Source organism: Phenylobacterium sp. (genome assembly GCF_046590535.1).
Classification (GTDB): Bacteria; Pseudomonadota; Alphaproteobacteria; order Caulobacterales; family Caulobacteraceae; genus Phenylobacterium.
This window is the reverse complement of sequence record NZ_JBKJTG010000165.1, coordinates 1-15,421: the sequence shown is the minus strand read 5'-3', so window position 1 is coordinate 15,421 and position 15,421 is coordinate 1. Positions and strand designations below refer to the sequence as shown.

The 15,421-nt window shown below is 68.1% G+C and carries 15 protein-coding genes and 1 pseudogene; 14 read left to right on the top strand and 2 right to left on the bottom strand.

Going from position 1 to position 15,421, the window contains the following annotated elements; translation table 11 throughout:
- The 14 genes and pseudogenes from ACLL81_RS09975 to lpxB form a co-directional block, all read left to right on the top strand.
- Positions 1-271 (top strand): annotated as a pseudogene (locus ACLL81_RS09975) (elongation factor Ts); the annotation flags it as partial.
- 100 nt (positions 272-371) lie between these two features.
- Positions 372-1,118 carry a UMP kinase gene (gene pyrH / locus ACLL81_RS09970; RefSeq protein ID WP_411288188.1) on the top strand — a complete coding sequence of 249 codons (747 nt, stop codon included), beginning with the start codon at positions 372-374 and terminating at the stop codon, positions 1,116-1,118.
- Between the two features lie 24 nt (positions 1,119-1,142).
- A complete protein-coding gene (gene frr, locus ACLL81_RS09965; RefSeq protein WP_411288187.1) occupies positions 1,143-1,700 on the top strand; it encodes a ribosome recycling factor in 558 nt (185 codons plus the stop codon).
- Positions 1,701-1,742: 42 nt separating this feature from the next.
- Positions 1,743-2,516 carry a polyprenyl diphosphate synthase gene (gene uppS / locus ACLL81_RS09960; protein ID WP_411288186.1) on the top strand — a complete coding sequence of 258 codons (774 nt, stop codon included), beginning with the start codon at positions 1,743-1,745 and terminating at the stop codon, positions 2,514-2,516.
- Entirely contained in the window at positions 2,494-3,357 is an 864-nt protein-coding gene (locus ACLL81_RS09955) for a phosphatidate cytidylyltransferase (RefSeq protein ID WP_411288185.1), read from the top strand. Before uppS ends, ACLL81_RS09955 begins: the two co-directional genes overlap by 23 nt.
- Entirely contained in the window at positions 3,345-4,550 is a 1,206-nt protein-coding gene (locus ACLL81_RS09950) for a 1-deoxy-D-xylulose-5-phosphate reductoisomerase (RefSeq protein WP_411288184.1), read from the top strand. The genes ACLL81_RS09955 and ACLL81_RS09950 overlap by 13 nt, the downstream gene beginning before the upstream one ends.
- 8 nt (positions 4,551-4,558) lie before the next feature.
- Complete coding sequence (locus ACLL81_RS09945; RefSeq protein ID WP_411288183.1) at positions 4,559-5,776, top strand: M50 family metallopeptidase; 1,218 nt, start codon at positions 4,559-4,561, stop codon at positions 5,774-5,776.
- Positions 5,777-5,804: 28 nt separating this feature from the next.
- Positions 5,805-8,219, top strand: a complete 2,415-nt coding sequence (bamA, locus tag ACLL81_RS09940; RefSeq protein WP_411288182.1) for an outer membrane protein assembly factor BamA — start codon at positions 5,805-5,807, stop codon at positions 8,217-8,219.
- Positions 8,220-8,226: 7 nt separating this feature from the next.
- Positions 8,227-8,871, top strand: a complete 645-nt coding sequence (locus tag ACLL81_RS09935) for an OmpH family outer membrane protein (protein WP_411288181.1) — start codon at positions 8,227-8,229, stop codon at positions 8,869-8,871.
- A gap of 46 nt (positions 8,872-8,917) precedes the next feature.
- Positions 8,918-9,934, top strand: a complete 1,017-nt coding sequence (gene lpxD, locus ACLL81_RS09930) for a UDP-3-O-(3-hydroxymyristoyl)glucosamine N-acyltransferase (protein WP_411288180.1) — start codon at positions 8,918-8,920, stop codon at positions 9,932-9,934.
- Positions 9,931-10,404, top strand: a complete 474-nt coding sequence (gene fabZ, locus ACLL81_RS09925) for a 3-hydroxyacyl-ACP dehydratase FabZ (protein ID WP_411288179.1) — start codon at positions 9,931-9,933, stop codon at positions 10,402-10,404. The genes lpxD and fabZ overlap by 4 nt, the downstream gene beginning before the upstream one ends.
- The gene (gene lpxA / locus ACLL81_RS09920) at positions 10,401-11,198 is read left to right on the top strand and encodes an acyl-ACP--UDP-N-acetylglucosamine O-acyltransferase (RefSeq protein ID WP_411288178.1); all 798 of its coding nucleotides are present in this window, start codon (positions 10,401-10,403) and stop codon (positions 11,196-11,198) included. The genes fabZ and lpxA overlap by 4 nt, the downstream gene beginning before the upstream one ends.
- The gene (gene lpxI / locus ACLL81_RS09915; RefSeq protein WP_411288177.1) at positions 11,198-12,037 is read left to right on the top strand and encodes a UDP-2,3-diacylglucosamine diphosphatase; all 840 of its coding nucleotides are present in this window, start codon (positions 11,198-11,200) and stop codon (positions 12,035-12,037) included. The genes lpxA and lpxI overlap by 1 nt, the downstream gene beginning before the upstream one ends.
- Positions 12,034-13,209, top strand: a complete 1,176-nt coding sequence (gene lpxB, locus ACLL81_RS09910; RefSeq protein ID WP_411288176.1) for a lipid-A-disaccharide synthase — start codon at positions 12,034-12,036, stop codon at positions 13,207-13,209. The genes lpxI and lpxB overlap by 4 nt, the downstream gene beginning before the upstream one ends.
- On the opposite strand, the gene gltA is transcribed toward lpxB, so the two are convergent.
- Both gltA and ACLL81_RS09900 read right to left on the bottom strand, forming a co-directional pair.
- Entirely contained in the window at positions 13,206-14,489 is a 1,284-nt protein-coding gene (gene gltA / locus ACLL81_RS09905) for a citrate synthase (RefSeq protein WP_411288175.1), read from the bottom strand. The genes lpxB and gltA overlap by 4 nt on opposite strands.
- A gap of 57 nt (positions 14,490-14,546) precedes the next feature.
- Positions 14,547-15,421: glutamate--tRNA ligase (locus ACLL81_RS09900; RefSeq protein WP_411288174.1), on the bottom strand; the 875-nt coding region annotated here is incomplete at its 5' end.

The window sequence follows — 15,421 nt, the reverse complement described above, 5'->3', positions numbered from 1 at the left end:
GGAAGAAGGCAAGCCGGAAGCCATGATCGCCAAGATCGTGGAAGGCCAGATCAACAAGTTCCAGAAGGACGTGGTGCTGACCAAGCAGCCGTTCGTCATGAACCCGGACGTGACCATCGAGCAACTGGTCGCCGACGCCGGCAAGGAACTGGGCGCGCCCGGCCTGCACCTGGCCGGCTTCGTGCGCCTGGCTCTGGGCGAAGGCGTCGAGAAGGTCGAAGGTCCCGACTTTGCGTCGGAAGTCGCGTCGATGATGGCCTCGCAAGCCTGACAACAGATACTGCGTGACTATCGGGGCGCGTTCGGCTTTGAAGCCGGACGCGCCCTTCGTCTATGATGGCCCTGCCCGATTCCGCGAAACGAGACCTCACATGTCCACTGACAGCACCAAGCGCCGCTACAAGAAGGTGCTGCTCAAGGTCTCGGGCGAGGTCCTGATGGGCGAGCAGGGCTATGGCATCGACATGCATACGGTCGACACCGTGGCCGCGGCCATCGCCCGGGTGGCCAAGAGCGGCACCGAGATCTGCCTGGTGATAGGCGGCGGCAACATCTTCCGTGGCCTGTCGACGGCCGCGGCGGGAATGGAACGGGCCAGCGCCGACTATATGGGCATGCTGGCCACCGTGATGAACGCCCTGGCCATGCAGAACGCGCTTGAGAAGCTGGGCGTGGACACCCGGGTGCAGAGCGCCATCCCGATGTCGGCCATCGCCGAACCCTATATCCGCCGTCGCGCCGTGCGGCATCTGGCCAAGGGGCGGGTGGTGATCTTCGCCGCCGGCACCGGCAACCCCTATTTCACCACCGACACCGCCGCCGCCCTGCGCGCCGCCGAGATGAATTGCGACGCCCTGCTGAAGGGCACCAGCGTCGACGGGGTCTATTCGGCCGATCCCAAGAAGGACAAGGCCGCGACGCGCTACGATCACCTGACCTATCAGGACGTGCTGTCGCAAAATCTGAAGGTCATGGACGCCGCCGCCATCGCCTTGATGCGCGAGAGCGGCATCCCGATCGTGGTGTTCTCGATCCGCGAGGAAGATTCCCTACGCAAGGTGCTGAACGGCAAGGGCACCTTCACCGTTATCAGCGACACTCCGCCGACCGCCGCCTAACGACAAGAGACGAGGAGAAACGCCATGGCCAAGCCTGATCTGAAGACCTACCGCGAGCGGATGGACAAGGCTGTTTCCTCGCTGAAGGAGGAGTTCTCCGGCCTGCGCACCGGCCGCGCCAACGCCGGCCTGCTGGATCCGGTTCAGGTCCAGGCCTATGGCTCGACCTCGCCGCTGAACGCGGTGGCGGCGATCAGCGTGCCCGAGCCGCGCATGATTTCGGTCAATGTCTGGGACAAGACCATGGTCGGACCGGTCGAGAAGGCCATTCGCGCCGCCGGCCTGGGGCTGAACCCGATCGTCGATGGCATGACCCTGCGCATCCCGGTGCCGCCGCTGACCGAGGAACGCCGCAAGGACCTGGCCAAACTGGCCTCCAAATACGCCGAGCAGCAGAAGATATCTGTCCGCAACGTGCGCCGCGACGCCAACGACGACCTGAAGAAGGCGGAGAAGGACGGCGCCATCAATCAGGACGAACACAAGCGCATGGAAGCCGAGGTGCAGAAGCACACCGACGAGGCTGTCCGGCACGTGGACGAAGCCTTGAAAACCAAAGAACAAGAGATCATGCACGTCTAGTCGTGCGGGCGCCCGCGCCCCATAGGATCAATTTCGACGCCCATGCCAGCCCCTGAAACCCCCTCGTCCGCGGGCGCGCCGGCTACGACGCTGGGCCAGCCGCTGCATGTGGCGGTGGTCATGGACGGCAACGGGCGCTGGGCAAAACAGCGCGGGTTGCCGAGGTCGCTGGGGCACCGGGCGGGGGTGGAGGCGCTGAAGCGCACCGTTTCCGCCGCGCCGGATCTGAACATCCGCTGGCTGACGGTGTTCGGCTTCTCCACCGAGAACTGGAGCCGCCCCGCCGCCGAAGTGGCCGAACTCATGGCCCTGCCCAAGCGTTACTTCGAAAGCGACATCGGGAGATTGGAACGCGAAGGCGTCCGTGTGCGGGTCATCGGCCGCCGCGAAGGTCTCTCCGCGGATCTGGTGAAGATCATCGAAGACGCCCAGGCGCGCACCGCGCACAACGACCGCTTCTTCCTCAATGTGGCGTTCAACTACGGCGGCCAAGCCGACATCGCCGACGCGGCGCGGGCCTTCGCCGAGGAAGTGGCCGCCGGCCGCGCCAGGCCTTGCGACCTCGACGACCGGGCTTTCGGCGGCCGCCTGGCCACCGCTGGCTCACCCCCGCCCGATGTGATCATTCGGCCCTCCGGAGAGCAGCGGCTCTCCAACTTCCTGCTCTGGGAAGCGGCCTATGCGGAACTGGTGTTCCAGGACGTACTCTGGCCCGACTATGGGGCCGAACACCTGCAGGCCGCCCTCGAAACCTTCGCCTCGCGAGACCGACGCTATGGCGCGGTCGTGGCCGATGACGTCCTTGCCGCAGGCTAAACGCTTCAATTGGTCCAATCTCGGCCTGCGCGTCGCCTCCGCTGCGGTGATGGGCCCCGCGGTGCTGGTCGCCGCGTGGTTCGGCGGCTGGCCGTTCCTGGTGCTGATCGCGGTGGGCGTGGCCCTCCTGTCGATCGAGTGGGGCGGGATGAGCGCGCCCCGGGCCCCGACGCGGATTTCCGGCGCGGTCACCGTCGCGGTGCTGGCCGCGGTGTTCCTGAGCTACCAGGGCCATGACCTGCTGGCCTGGGGCGCTGTTGTCGCCGGCGCGCTGGCCGCCGCCCTGGTGGCGCGCGGGGTGGCCGAGCGGCCCGCGGACGCCGCGTTCGGGGTCGCCTACATCGCGCCGGCCTGTGTCTGCCTGATCTGGCTGCGCTCCACCAACCAGGGGGAGTGGTGGACTCTGATGCTATTCCTGGTCACCTGGTCCGCCGACATCGGCGCGTTCGCGGTGGGCAGCGCGCTGAAGGGCCCCAAGCTCTGGCCGCGCTTCTCGCCCAACAAGACTTGGTCGGGTTTCGTCGGCGGCCTCGGCTGCGCGGCGCTGATGGGCGCCCTGATCGCCCTGCCGTCCGCCCTGGACATCCCGCTGCCGCAGGCGGTGATGCCGGGCTTCCAGCTCAACCTATGGGCCGCGGCCCTCATCGGCCTGGCCGTGGGTCTAGCCACCATGGCTGGCGACCTGTGGGAATCGGCGCTGAAGCGACGCTTCGGCGTGAAGGACTCCGGCGACCTGATCCCGGGCCACGGCGGCCTGCTGGACCGGGTGGACGGCCTGATGTTCGCTGTGGTGGTGATGGCCATCGCGCGCCTGGCGAACCAATGGGGATGGGGCCATTGAACCTGCCGCGCAGTGTCAGCGTGCTCGGCTCCACCGGATCGATCGGCGTCTCGACGCTGGACCTCTTCGAGCAGGCGGGCGTCGAGGTGGAGGTGGTGGCGCTCACCGCCGGCCGCAACGCCGACCGGCTGGCCGATCAGGCCTTGCGCTGGCGTCCGCGGATCGCCGTGGTGCAGGATGAGGCCGCGCTGCCCCGGCTGCGGGAGCGGCTGAAGGGCTCGGGGATCGAGACCGCGGCTGGTTCGGCGGCGGTGGCCGACGTGGCCGCGGCCGAGGCGCAATGGGTGATGTCGGCGATCGTCGGCTTCGCGGGCCTTGCGCCCACCCTGGCCGCCGCCAAGGCCGGCGCGGTCATCGCGCTCGCCAACAAGGAGAGCCTGGTCTGCGCCGGCCCCTCGCTGCTGCGCATGGCCAAGCTGGCCGGCGGCGCGGTCGTGCCGGTGGACTCCGAGCACTCGGCGATCTTCCAGGTCCTCGATCCGCAGAGCGCGGCGCATGTCACGCGCCTGATCCTCACTGCTTCGGGTGGGCCATTCCGCACCTGGAGCCGGCAGCAGATGTCCGGCGCCACGCCCGACCAAGCGCTGGCCCATCCCAACTGGAGCATGGGCGCCAAAATTTCGGTGGATTCGGCGACCATGATGAACAAAGGCCTGGAGGTGATCGAGGCCTCCTACCTGTTCGCCATGCCGCCGGAGCGCATCGAGGTGCTGATCCACCCGCAGTCCATCATCCACAGCCTGGTGGAGTACGCCGACGGCTCCACCCTGGCCCAGCTCGGCCCGCCGGACATGCGCGCGCCTATCGCCTGCGCCTTCGCCTGGCCCGACCGCCTCCCGTGGCCGGCGCCGAGGCTCGACCTGGTGAAGTCCGGGCCGCTCACCTTCGAAGAGCCGGACCCCGAGCGGTTCCCGGCCCTGGCCATCGCCAAGCAGGCCCTGGCGGCAGGGGGCCGCGCGCCGGCGGCGATGAACGCGGCGAACGAGCGCGCCGTGTCCGCTTTCCTTGACCGAAAGATAGGGTTTCTCGATATTGCCGGCGTTGTGGCCGATACGCTGGAGCGCATGGAACGCCAGGGTCTGGCGGCGGGCGCCGACGACGACGCCGTCGAGGGGGCCCGGGTGACTGACGCTGCGGCGCGCCGCGTGGCGGATGAGGTCGTGATCCGCCGAAACAGCTTGGCCCTGGAGTAGCCCTCAAGATGCTGTCCTTCCTGCAGAACGTGCTCGTCTACATCATCCCCTTCCTGGTGGTGCTGGGGATCGTGGTGACGGTGCACGAGCTGGGCCACTTCCTGGCCGCCAAGTCCCTGGGCACGGCCATCGACAAGTTTTCCATCGGCTTTGGCCGGGCCATCGCCCAGTGGCGCGACAAGGCGGGCGTCGAGTGGCGGATCGGTTGGCTGCCCCTGGGCGGCTATGTGAGTTTCGCCGGCGACGACAACGCCGCCAGCATTCCCGACGCCGACGATCTGAAGACCCTGCGACGCGACCTGGTGGCCCGGGAAGGGGAGGCGGCGCTGTCGCGCTACTTCCATTTCAAGCCCCTGTGGCAGCGGGCCGTCATCGTCGCTGCCGGCCCACTGGCCAATTTCGCCCTGGCCATCGTGATCTTCGCTGGCCTGCTGATGGCGCTGGGTGAGCCGCTGACACCCGCCCGGGTGGACGGAGTCAAGGCTGGCAGCCCCGCCGAACGCGGCGGCTTCCAGACCGGCGACGTGGTGGTGCGGGCCGACGGCAAGCGGATCGACAGTTTCCCCACCCTGCAGACCATCGTCTTCCTGCGCTCTGGCACGGCCATCGACTTCGTGGTCGAGCGCGGCGGGCGCCAGGTGGCGCTGACCGCGACGCCTGAGCGCGGGGTGATCGTCGACCGCCTGGGCAACGAGCAGCGCCTGGGGGTGCTGGGCCTTGAATATAAGCAGCGGCCCGGCGACCTGACCATCAAGCGCTATGGCCCGATCGAGGCGCTGGGCGGCGGAGTGGCGCGCACCTGGAACGTGGTCGAGACCACCGTTCTCTACCTGGGCCGCATGTTCACCGGCCGGGAGAACGCCGACCAACTGTCAGGCCCGCTCGGCATGGCGCAGCTTTCCGGCGACATCGCCAAGAAGACGGTCGAGGCCTCCGCCGGCCCCGGGGCCCTGGCGCTGAACGCCCTGATCACCACCCTGGAACTGGTGGCGAACATCTCCGTGGGCATCGGATTTCTCAACCTGTTGCCGATACCTGTGCTCGACGGGGGACACCTGCTCTTCTATGCCTACGAAGCGGTCGCCCGGCGCCCTCTTGCCGCCAAGGTTCAGGCGGCAGGGTACCGCGTAGGCCTTGCACTGGTTCTCGGATTGATGTTGTTCGCCACCTGGAACGATCTGCAGCGCCTGCGTGTGTTCAATCTCTTCGGCGGGCTATTCTCCTAACCTGCCCCTTTCCCAAACGGCTGATTCGATGCACAGACACCGCGCCCGCAGCGCCGCGCTAGCCTCCGGTATTGCCCTGCTTTTCGGGACGACCGCGATCGTCGTGCCAAGCCTCGCCATGGCCCAGGTGCAGCAGCAGTCCGGGGTGGTCCAGAGGATCATCGTCAAGGGCAACGAGCGGATCGAACAATCGACCGTGGTCTCCTACCTGCCGGTGCAACTCGGCGAGACGGTGGATCCGGCGAAGATCGACCTGGCGCTGAAGGCGCTGTTCCGCACGGACCTGTTCGCCGACGTGAAGATCGACTTCAACGCTGGCGACCTGACGATCACCGTGCTGGAGAACCCGATCATCAACCGGGTGATTTTCGAGGGGAATTCGGGCCTGAAGGAAGACAAGCTGCGCGACGAGGTCAGCGTGCGGCCCCGCGGCATCTTCACCCGCTCGCGCGTGCAACAGGACGTGCAGCGCATCGTCGAGCTCTACCGGCGCTCGGGCCGGATCTCGGCGACCGTGACGCCGCAGATCGTCGAACTGCCGCAAAAGCGCGTCGACCTGATCTTCAAGATCGACGAGGGCGCCAAGAGCGGGGTCCTGCGGGTCAATTTTCTGGGCAACAAGGCGTTCTCCGACAACGACCTGCGTGACGTGGTCGTGACCGAGCAGAGCCGTTGGTACAAATTCTTCTCCACCAACGCCAACTACGACCCCGACCGGCTGGAATATGACCGCGAGCAGCTGCGCAAGCACTACCGCAACCGCGGCTACTATGATTTCCGGGTGTCTTCTGCGGTCGCCGAGCTGGCGCCCGACAAGAACGGCTTCGTCATCAACTACACCCTGGACGAGGGGCCGGAGTACAAGTTCGGCAAGATCACCGTCGAGACCGAGCTGCAGAAGCTCGACAAAACCATCCTCGAAGCCCTGGTGCCGATCCGCTCGGGCGAGACCTACGAGGACGAGAGCATCGAGCAAGCCACCGACGCCCTGACCTTCGCGGCCGGCGCGGCGGGCTTCGCCTTCGTGGATGTTCGGCCGCGCTACACCGCCAACCGCGAAGCCGGGTTGGTGGACGTGATCTTCTCGGTCCGCGAGGGCCCCAGGGTCTACGTCGATCGCATCGATGTGGTGGGCAACACCCAGACCCTCGACTACGTGATCCGGCGCGAACTGAACCTTACGGAAGGCGACGCCTACAACCGTGCCCTGGTGGACCGGTCCCGCAACCAGGTCCGCTCGCTGGGCTTCTTCAAGGAAGTCGAGATCACCGAGGTGGCGGGCTCGGCGCCAGACCGCACCGGCCTGCAGGTCAAGGTCGAGGAACAGCCCACCGGCGAACTCTCGTTCAGCGCTGGCTATTCGTCCGTCGACCAACTGGTGGTCGACCTGGGCATCACCCAGCGCAACTTCCGCGGCCGTGGCCAGAACGTCCGCGCGCGGGTGTCCCTGGGCTCGCTTCGCCAGCAGGTCGACCTGTCGTTCACCGAGCCGCGCTTCCTGGGCCGGGAGCTGGCCGCCGGCCTCGACGTCTATTCCTACCGCTACGACCTGTCGGAATACTCGGCGTACAAGACCACCTCGCTGGGCACGACGGCGCGGCTGAACTTCCCGCTCAGCCTGAATTCCCGGGGCCAGACGCGTTACACCCTGCGCCAGGACCGGGTGGAGATCGACGACTCGCTGTGCGTCAGCGGCCTGATCTCGTCCACGCTCTGCGACCAGCGTGGCTCGTTCCTCACCTCGCTGTTCGGCTATGGCCTGCGGCTGGACCGGCGCAACGATCCGATCAACGCCACCCGCGGCTTCTATGTGGCCCTCAACCAGGACCTCGCGGGCGTCGGCGGTGACGTGAACTACATCCGCACCGAGGGTGACGGCGGCTGGTACTACGGCTTCACCCGCGACTTCATCCTGAGCGTCACCGGCTCGGCGGGCTTCGTCGGCGGCTGGGCGGGGGACAACGTCCGGATCAACGACCGCTTCTACAAGGGTGGCAACACCTTCCCCGGCTTCGAGACCGCGGGCCTCGGTCCGCGCGACACCAGCTTCGGACGCGAGGACGCGCTGGGGGCCAAGGCCTACGCCATCGGGGCGGTGGAACTCACCGTGCCGACCTTCCTGCCCGAGCAGTACGGGATCAAGGCGGCCCTGTTCACCTACGTCGGCACCGCCGGCCTGCTGGACGACGTCGACAAGCGCGGGCCGCGCCTGGTGGACACCAACGACCTCACCAAGGGATTCGTGCTGGACGCCAACGGCCGCACGGCTCTGTTCCCTGATCCGAATATCCGGGACGACTTGTCGCTGCGCGCATCGGCCGGCTTGAGCATCTTCTGGCGATCGCCCATGGGTCCGATCCGCTTCGACTTCAGCCAGATTTTGGCCAAGGAAAGCTACGACAAGACCGAGACTTTCAAGTTCTCCACCTCAACCAGGTTCTAACAAACACATGACTTTCAAACCCTTCGTCGCTGCGGCCTGTGTCGCGGCTATCTCCATGGCCACGGCTCCGTCCGCGTTGGCGCAAGCCGCGGCCCCCGCGGTCACCCACGGCCCGGCCCTGGCCGGTGTCTGCATCATCTCCATCGAAGGCGCCATCGCCACCTCGACGGTGGGCAAGTACGTCGACACCCGCATGCAGCAGATCGTCGCCCAGGTGAACGCCGAGCTGAACGGCGAAAAGACCGGCATCGACAATGAGGCCAAGACCCTGGAGGGCCAGCGCGCCACCTTGGACCGCACGGTGCTCGAGCAGCGCGCCTCGGCCCTGCAGGTCCGCGCCAACGCCCTGCAGCGCAAGGCCCAGCAGCGCGACCGCGAAGTTTCCGCTACCGAGCAGAAGGCCGTCGGCCGCATCGGCACGGAGATGGAGCCGCTGATCCGCCAGGTTTATCAGCAGCGCGCCTGCTCGATGCTCCTGCAGCGCAACGCCGTGGTGATCGCCAATCCCGCCATGGACCTCACGGGCTTGGTGGTGACCGCGCTGAACGCCAAGATCACGCAGTTCGCCTTCGACCGCGAACGGCTGGATCAGGCGCCGTCCGCGGGCGTCTCTCGCCCGGCCGCCCCCGCCGCGACCCCGCCCCGCAGGTAAGGCGCCGACCAGAACAGGCGCGGGCCGAGCTAGGCCCCAGGACCCCATGCCCGACCCGCGCTTCTTCGAAGACCTCGGACCTGTCAGCCTCGGCGCGCTGGCGGCGCTCACCGGCGCCGAGCTAGCCGATCCGGGGACGGCCGCGCGCACCGTGGGCGGCGTGGCGATCCTCAGCGAGGCCGGACCCGACACGATCACCTTCCTGTCCGACCGTCGCTTCGCCGCCGACCTGAAGGCCGGCCAGGCCGGCGCCTGTTTTCTGACCGCCAAGCAGCGCCAAGCGGCGCCTGACGGCTGCGCCGTGCTGATCACGCCCAATCCCCAGGGCGCCTATGCCCTGGCGGCCAATCGCCTGCACCGCCCGCGCTTGGGCGGGAGCGAGGCCGTGGCCGCCACGGCGAGGGTGGAGGCGGGCGCGAGACTTGCCCCCGGCGTCGTGGTGGGGCCAGGCGCCCAGGTGGGCCGCGGAACCACGATCGGCGCCAACACCGTCATCGGGCCCGGGGTCGCCATCGGCCGCGACTGCGATATCTCCGCCAACGTGACCATCGGCTTCGCCCTGATCGGCGACCGGGTGCGCATCCTGGCCGGCGCGGTGATCGGCGAACCGGGGTTCGGCGCCACGGCAGGGGCCAAGGGCCTGATCGACATTCCCCAGCTCGGCCGGGTGATCATCCAGGATGGCGTGACCGTCGGCGCCAACACCACCATCGACCGCGGCGCCTTCGACGACACCGTGATCGGCGAGAACACCAAGATCGACAACCTGGTGCAGATCGCCCACAACGTGCGCGTCGGGCGCAACTGCGTGATGGCGGCGCATACCGGCATCTCGGGCAGCGTGGTCATCGGCGACGGCGCCCAGTTCGGCGGTCGCGCCGGCGTCGCTGACCATGTCACCATCGGCGACGGCGCGCGGGTCGGGGCCGCATCTGGCGTGATGAAGGATATTCCGGCGGGCGAGACCTGGGGCGGCATGCCGGCCCGGCCCATCCGTCGATGGATGCGGGAGACGGCTTGGCTGTCCAAGATGGCCAGCCGCAAGGAAGGCGGGGAGCAATGAGCCGCAAGGCGCCGGTCAACGAGGGGCCGTCCGAGATCGACATCACCGAGATCCTCGCCCGGATCCCGCATCGCTATCCCTTCCTGCTGGTGGACCGCGCGGAGGAGTATCGCGCGCACCAGTCGATCGTCGGGATCAAGTGCGTGACGGTGAACGAGCCGTTCTTCCAGGGGCACTTCCCTACCTATCCGGTGATGCCGGGCGTCCTCATCGTCGAGGCGCTGGCGCAGACCGGCGCGGTGCTCATGTCAAAGTCCCTGGACGTGGACGTGGCGGGCAAGACCATCCTGTTCATATCGCTGGACAACTGCCGCTTCCGGCTGCCGGTCCGGCCGGGCGATGTGATCCGCATGCCCGTGGAGGTGCTCCGCGCCCGCGGCGATATCTTCAAGTTCCGCGGGCGCGCGCTGGTCGGCGACAAGGTCGCCGCCGAAGCCGAGTTTGCGGCGATGGTGGTGGCCACCCAGTGAGCGTCGAGGTTCATCCGACTGCCCTCGTCGCCAAGGGCGCCGAGTTGGGCGACGGCGCCGTCGTGGGCCCGTTCTGCGTGGTCGGCGAGAAGGTCAGGATCGGAGCGGGGACCAGGCTCGCCTCCCATGTGGTCGTGGAAGGATCCACCGATATCGGCGCCGGCAACCAGATCCACCCCTTCGCTGTCCTGGGCGGCCCGCCGCAGCACACCGCCTACAGGGGCGAGGACACCGGTCTGGTGATCGGCGACAACAATATCATCCGCGAACACGCCACCATGAACATCGGCACGGTGAACGGGGGGGGCGTCACCAAAGTCGGGTCCAACGGCTTCTACATGATCGAGTCCCACGTGGGGCACGACTGCGTGGTCGGCGACAACGTCATCCTGATCAAGCAGGCGACGCTGGGCGGCCACTGCCAGATCGGCGACTTCGTCATCGTCGGCGGCTTGGCCGCGGTGCACCAGTTCACCCGCGTTGGCCGCCACGCCATGATCGGCGGCCTGGCGGCGGTGGTGAAGGACGTGATCCCCTACGGCTCGGTGTGGGGCAACCACGCCCATCTCGAAGGCCTCAATCTGGTCGGCCTGAAGCGGCGGGGCTTCAGCCGCGAGGCGATCAACACGCTTCGCGCCGCCTACCGCCTCCTGTTCGCCGACGAGGGCACCTTCCAGGAGCGGCTGGACGACACCACCGAGACCTATGCCGGCTCCCGCGAAGTTATGGAGATCATCGACTTCATCCGCGCCGACGCATCACGGCCGCTCTGCCTGCCCGAACGCGAAGTCTGATGCAGAAGCTCGGGCTGATCGCCGGTGGCGGAAACCTACCCGTCGAGATCGCCGAGCATTGCGAGCGTTCCGGCCGGCCGTTGTTCGTGATCCGCCTGAAGGGGTTCGCGGGCCCCGAGTTGGCCGACTACGCCGGTGCGGAGGTGGGGATCGCGGAGATCGGCAAGTGCCTCAAGGCCCTCAAGCGCGCCGGTTGCCGCGCGATCTGCCTGGCCGGCAGCGTGGCCCGGCCTGACTTCGCCTCCCTGGTCCCAGACCTGCGGGGCCTGCGGGTGTTGCCGGCGGCGATCGCTGCGGCGGCGCGGGGCGACGACGCCCTGTTGCGGCTGCTGGTCGGCGTGTTCGAGAAGGAGGGGTTCGCCGTGGAGGGCGCACACGAGGTGATGGACGACCTCTCCCTGCCGCTGGGGCCGCTTGGGCGGGTCAACGCCACTGAGGCGCAACTCGCTGACGCCCATCGCGCGCTGGAGGTGGCCCGCGCCATCGGCCGGCTCGATGTGGGCCAGGCCGCGGTAGTCTGCCAGGGCTTGGTGCTGGCGGTGGAGGCCCAGGAGGGCACCGACGCCATGCTGGCCCGGGTCGCCGAGCTGCCGGAGCACCTGCGCGGAAAGCCCGGCGCCTGCCGCGGCGTGCTGGCCAAGGCGCCCAAGCCCATCCAGGAGACCCGCGTCGACCTGCCGACCATCGGCCTGGCCACCATCCGCGCGGTGGCCCGCGCGGGGATCGCCGGCATCGTCGGCGAGGCGGGCCGCCTGCTGGTGCTGGACCGCGAGGCGGTGATCGAGGAGGCCGACGAACTGGGCGTCTTCATCCTGGGCGTGGAGCCGGACCAGCCGTGACCGACTCCCCGCTCACCGTGATGCTGGTGGCGGCGGAGGCCTCGGGAGATGACCGGGGCGCAGGCCTGGCGCAGGCGCTGCGCCGCCGGCTGGGCGACCGCGTCCGCTTCGTGGGCGTCGGCGGCGCGCGGATGGCGGCCGCGGGCGTCGATAGCCCCTTCGACATCTCCGAGCTGTCGATCCTGGGCTTGCTGGAAGGCCTCATGGCCTATCCCAAGGTCGTGCGCCGGGCGAACCAGACCGCAGCCCTGGCGGCTCGCGAGCGGCCCGACGTGGCGGTGCTCATCGACAGCTGGGGGTTCACGCTGCGAGTCGCCCAGCGCCTGCGTCGGCTTGATCCAGTCCTGCCGATCGTGAAGTACGTGGCGCCCCAGGTGTGGGCCTCGCGGCCGGGCAGGGCGCGGACCCTGGCGCGGTCTGTCGACCACCTTCTGTCGATCCACGCCTTCGATGCGCCCTGGTTCGAGCCCCACGGCCTGCCGGTCACCTTCGTCGGCAACTCCGCCCTGGCCCTCGACTTCTCGGGCGCCGATCCGGGGCAGCTGCGCGCCCGCATCGGCGCTGGGCCGGCTGATCCAATCCTGCTGGTGCTGCCGGGGAGCCGGCCAGGCGAGATCACCCGCGTGCTGCCGGCCTTCGAAGACGCGGTCAGGCGGCTGAAGGCCGAGCGCCCCGACCTGCATGTGGTGGTGGCGGCCGCACCGACGGTGGGCGAGATGGTCAGGACCCGGGTCGCCGGCTGGCCCCACCGAGCCCATGTCATCGACGACGAGCCCGGCAAGCGCGACGCCATGCGGGCCGCCACCGTGGCCCTGGCCTGTTCCGGCACGGTGACCACGGAACTGGCGCTGGCGGGCTGTCCGATGGTGATCGGCTATCGGCTCGGGCCGGTGACCCACGCCATCCTCAGGCGGCTGATCCGCACCCGGTACATCACCCTGTTCAACATCGCCGCCCAGGCGTTCGTCGCGCCCGAACTGGTGCAGGCTGAATGCACGGGCAAGCGGTTAGCCGGCGAACTGGCGCTAAGGCTGGACGACGTAGAGCTGCGCCGGCGGCAGGTGGCGGCGCAGTTCGCCGCCCTGGACGCCATGGGACGCGGCGGCCCCGATCCCTCGGAAGCCGCTGCGGAGGCGATCCTGCAGATCGTCGCCGCGCGCCGCGACGCCTAGCTGCGCTTGTCGACCGCCACGTAGTCGCGCTGGGGGGCGCCCGTGTAGAGCTGGCGCGGTCGGCCGATCTTCTGCAGCGGATCCTCGATCATCTCTTTCCACTGGGAGATCCAGCCCACCGTGCGGGCCAGGGCGAACAGCACCGTGAACATCTCCGGCGGAAAACCCAGGGCGCGCAGGGTGATGCCGGAGTAGAAGTCGACGTTCGGGTAGAGCTTGCGCTCCACGAAATAGGGGTCGCTGAGTGCGATCTTCTCGAGCTCCATGGCCACCTTGAGCAGCGGGTCGTCCCCGTGGCCGACCTCGGCCAGCACCTCGTGGCAGGTCTTCTGCATCACCGTCGCGCGGGGATCGTAGTTCTTGTAGACCCGGTGGCCAAAGCCCATCAGCCGGTAGCGGCGGTCCTTCACGCCCTGGACGTACTCCGGGATACGGTCGACGGTGCCGATCTCCTTGAGCATGTTCAGCGCCTCTTCGTTCGCTCCGCCGTGGCTGGGCCCCCAGAGGCAGGCGATGCCGGCGGCGATGCAGGCGAACGGGTTAGCGCCTGACGATCCGGCCAGCCGCACCGTCGAGGTCGAGGCGTTCTGTTCGTGGTCAGCGTGCAGGATGAAGATGCGGTCCATGGCCCGGGTCAGCACCGGGTTGGGTTTCCAGTCCTCGGCCGGGACCGAGAAGCTCATCCGCAGGAAGTTCTCCGCATAGGACAGGTCGTTGCGCGGGTGCACGAAGGGCTGGCCCTTGGAGTACTTGAAGGCCCGCGCGGCGATCGTCGGCATCTTGGCGATCAGCCGGTGCGACGAGATCATCCGCTGCTCGGGATCATCGATGTTGGTGCTGTCGTGATAGAAGGCCGACAGGGCCCCGACCGCGCCGACCATGATCGCCATCGGATGAGCATCACGGCGGAAGCCCATGAAAAAGCGGTCGAACTGCTCGTGCAGCATCGTGTGGTAGGTAATGTTGTGATCGAACTCGGTGAACTGCGCGGCGTTCGGCAGCTCGCCGTGCAGGAGGAGGTAGCAGACCTCCAGGAAGCTCGACTGCTCCGCCAACTGATCGATCGGATAGCCCCGGTGGAGCAGAATCCCCGCGTCACCGTCGATGAAGGTGATCTTGCTTTCGCAGCTCGCGGTGGAGGTGAACCCGGGGTCGTAGGTGAATATATCGGTCTCGGCGTAGAGCTTGCGGATGTCGACCACATCCGGCCCGGTTGTCCCCTTGAGGATCGGGAGTTCGACGGTCTTGGCGCCGATACCAAACTTCGCCGTGTCACCCATGCCAAATCCCTTCGCAGATGCGAGATGAAACGCCTGTTCGAGTGGCCTTATACCGGTTTACACCGCCTGCGAAAGCGCGTCGTCGAGGCGGCCAAGGGTTTCGCCTTTTCCCAGCGCGACCATGGCCCCGGCGAGGTCCGGGGCGGGTGATCCGCCGGACAGCACGCCGCGCAGAGCCGGGCCGATCTTGCCCAGGCCGACGCCCTCGCATTCGGCGAACGCTCGGTTGAGTTCCTCAAGGTTGGCGACGTCCCAGACGGCTGCGGCGGCGAGCTGGTCGCGCAGGCGCAGGAGCCGGGCGCGGGTCTCCTCGTTCAACATGCCAAGCACCTTCTCCGGCAGCTCCAACGGCCGGACCTTGAGGGCGAAGACGCAGGCGTCGGCCAGGTCCAGCGTTGTCTTGGCGCCGTCACGGACCAGGGGGATGACCTGTTCCAGCCGCTCTGCGTCGCCGGTCGCCAGCGGATAGTTGCGGCCTTTCAGGACGTCGGCCACCAGCGCCGCCAGCCGGACCGGCTCGGCCAGGCGGATGTAGTGGTTGTTCAGGTGATTGAGCTTGGCCCAGTCGAGCCGGGCCGGCGCGCCGACCACATCGGTGATGTCGAACCATTCGATGGCCTGGGTGTCGGAGAAGATCTCGTCGTCTCCGTGGCCCCAGCCCAGCTTGGCCAGATAGTTGCGCAGGGCTTCGGGCAGGTAGCCCATCTCGGCGAACTCGCCCACCGCCTGGGCGCCGTGGCGCTTGGAGAGCTTGGTCCCGTCCGGCCCGTGGATCAGCGGTAGGTGCGCCCAGACCGGTACGTCCCAACCTAGGGCCTGGTAGATCAGGGTCTGGCGCGCGGCGTTGTTCAGGTGGTCGTCACCACGGATCACGTGGGTGATCCCCATCTCGTGGTCGTCAACAATGACCGCCAGGTTGTAGGTGGGCGTGC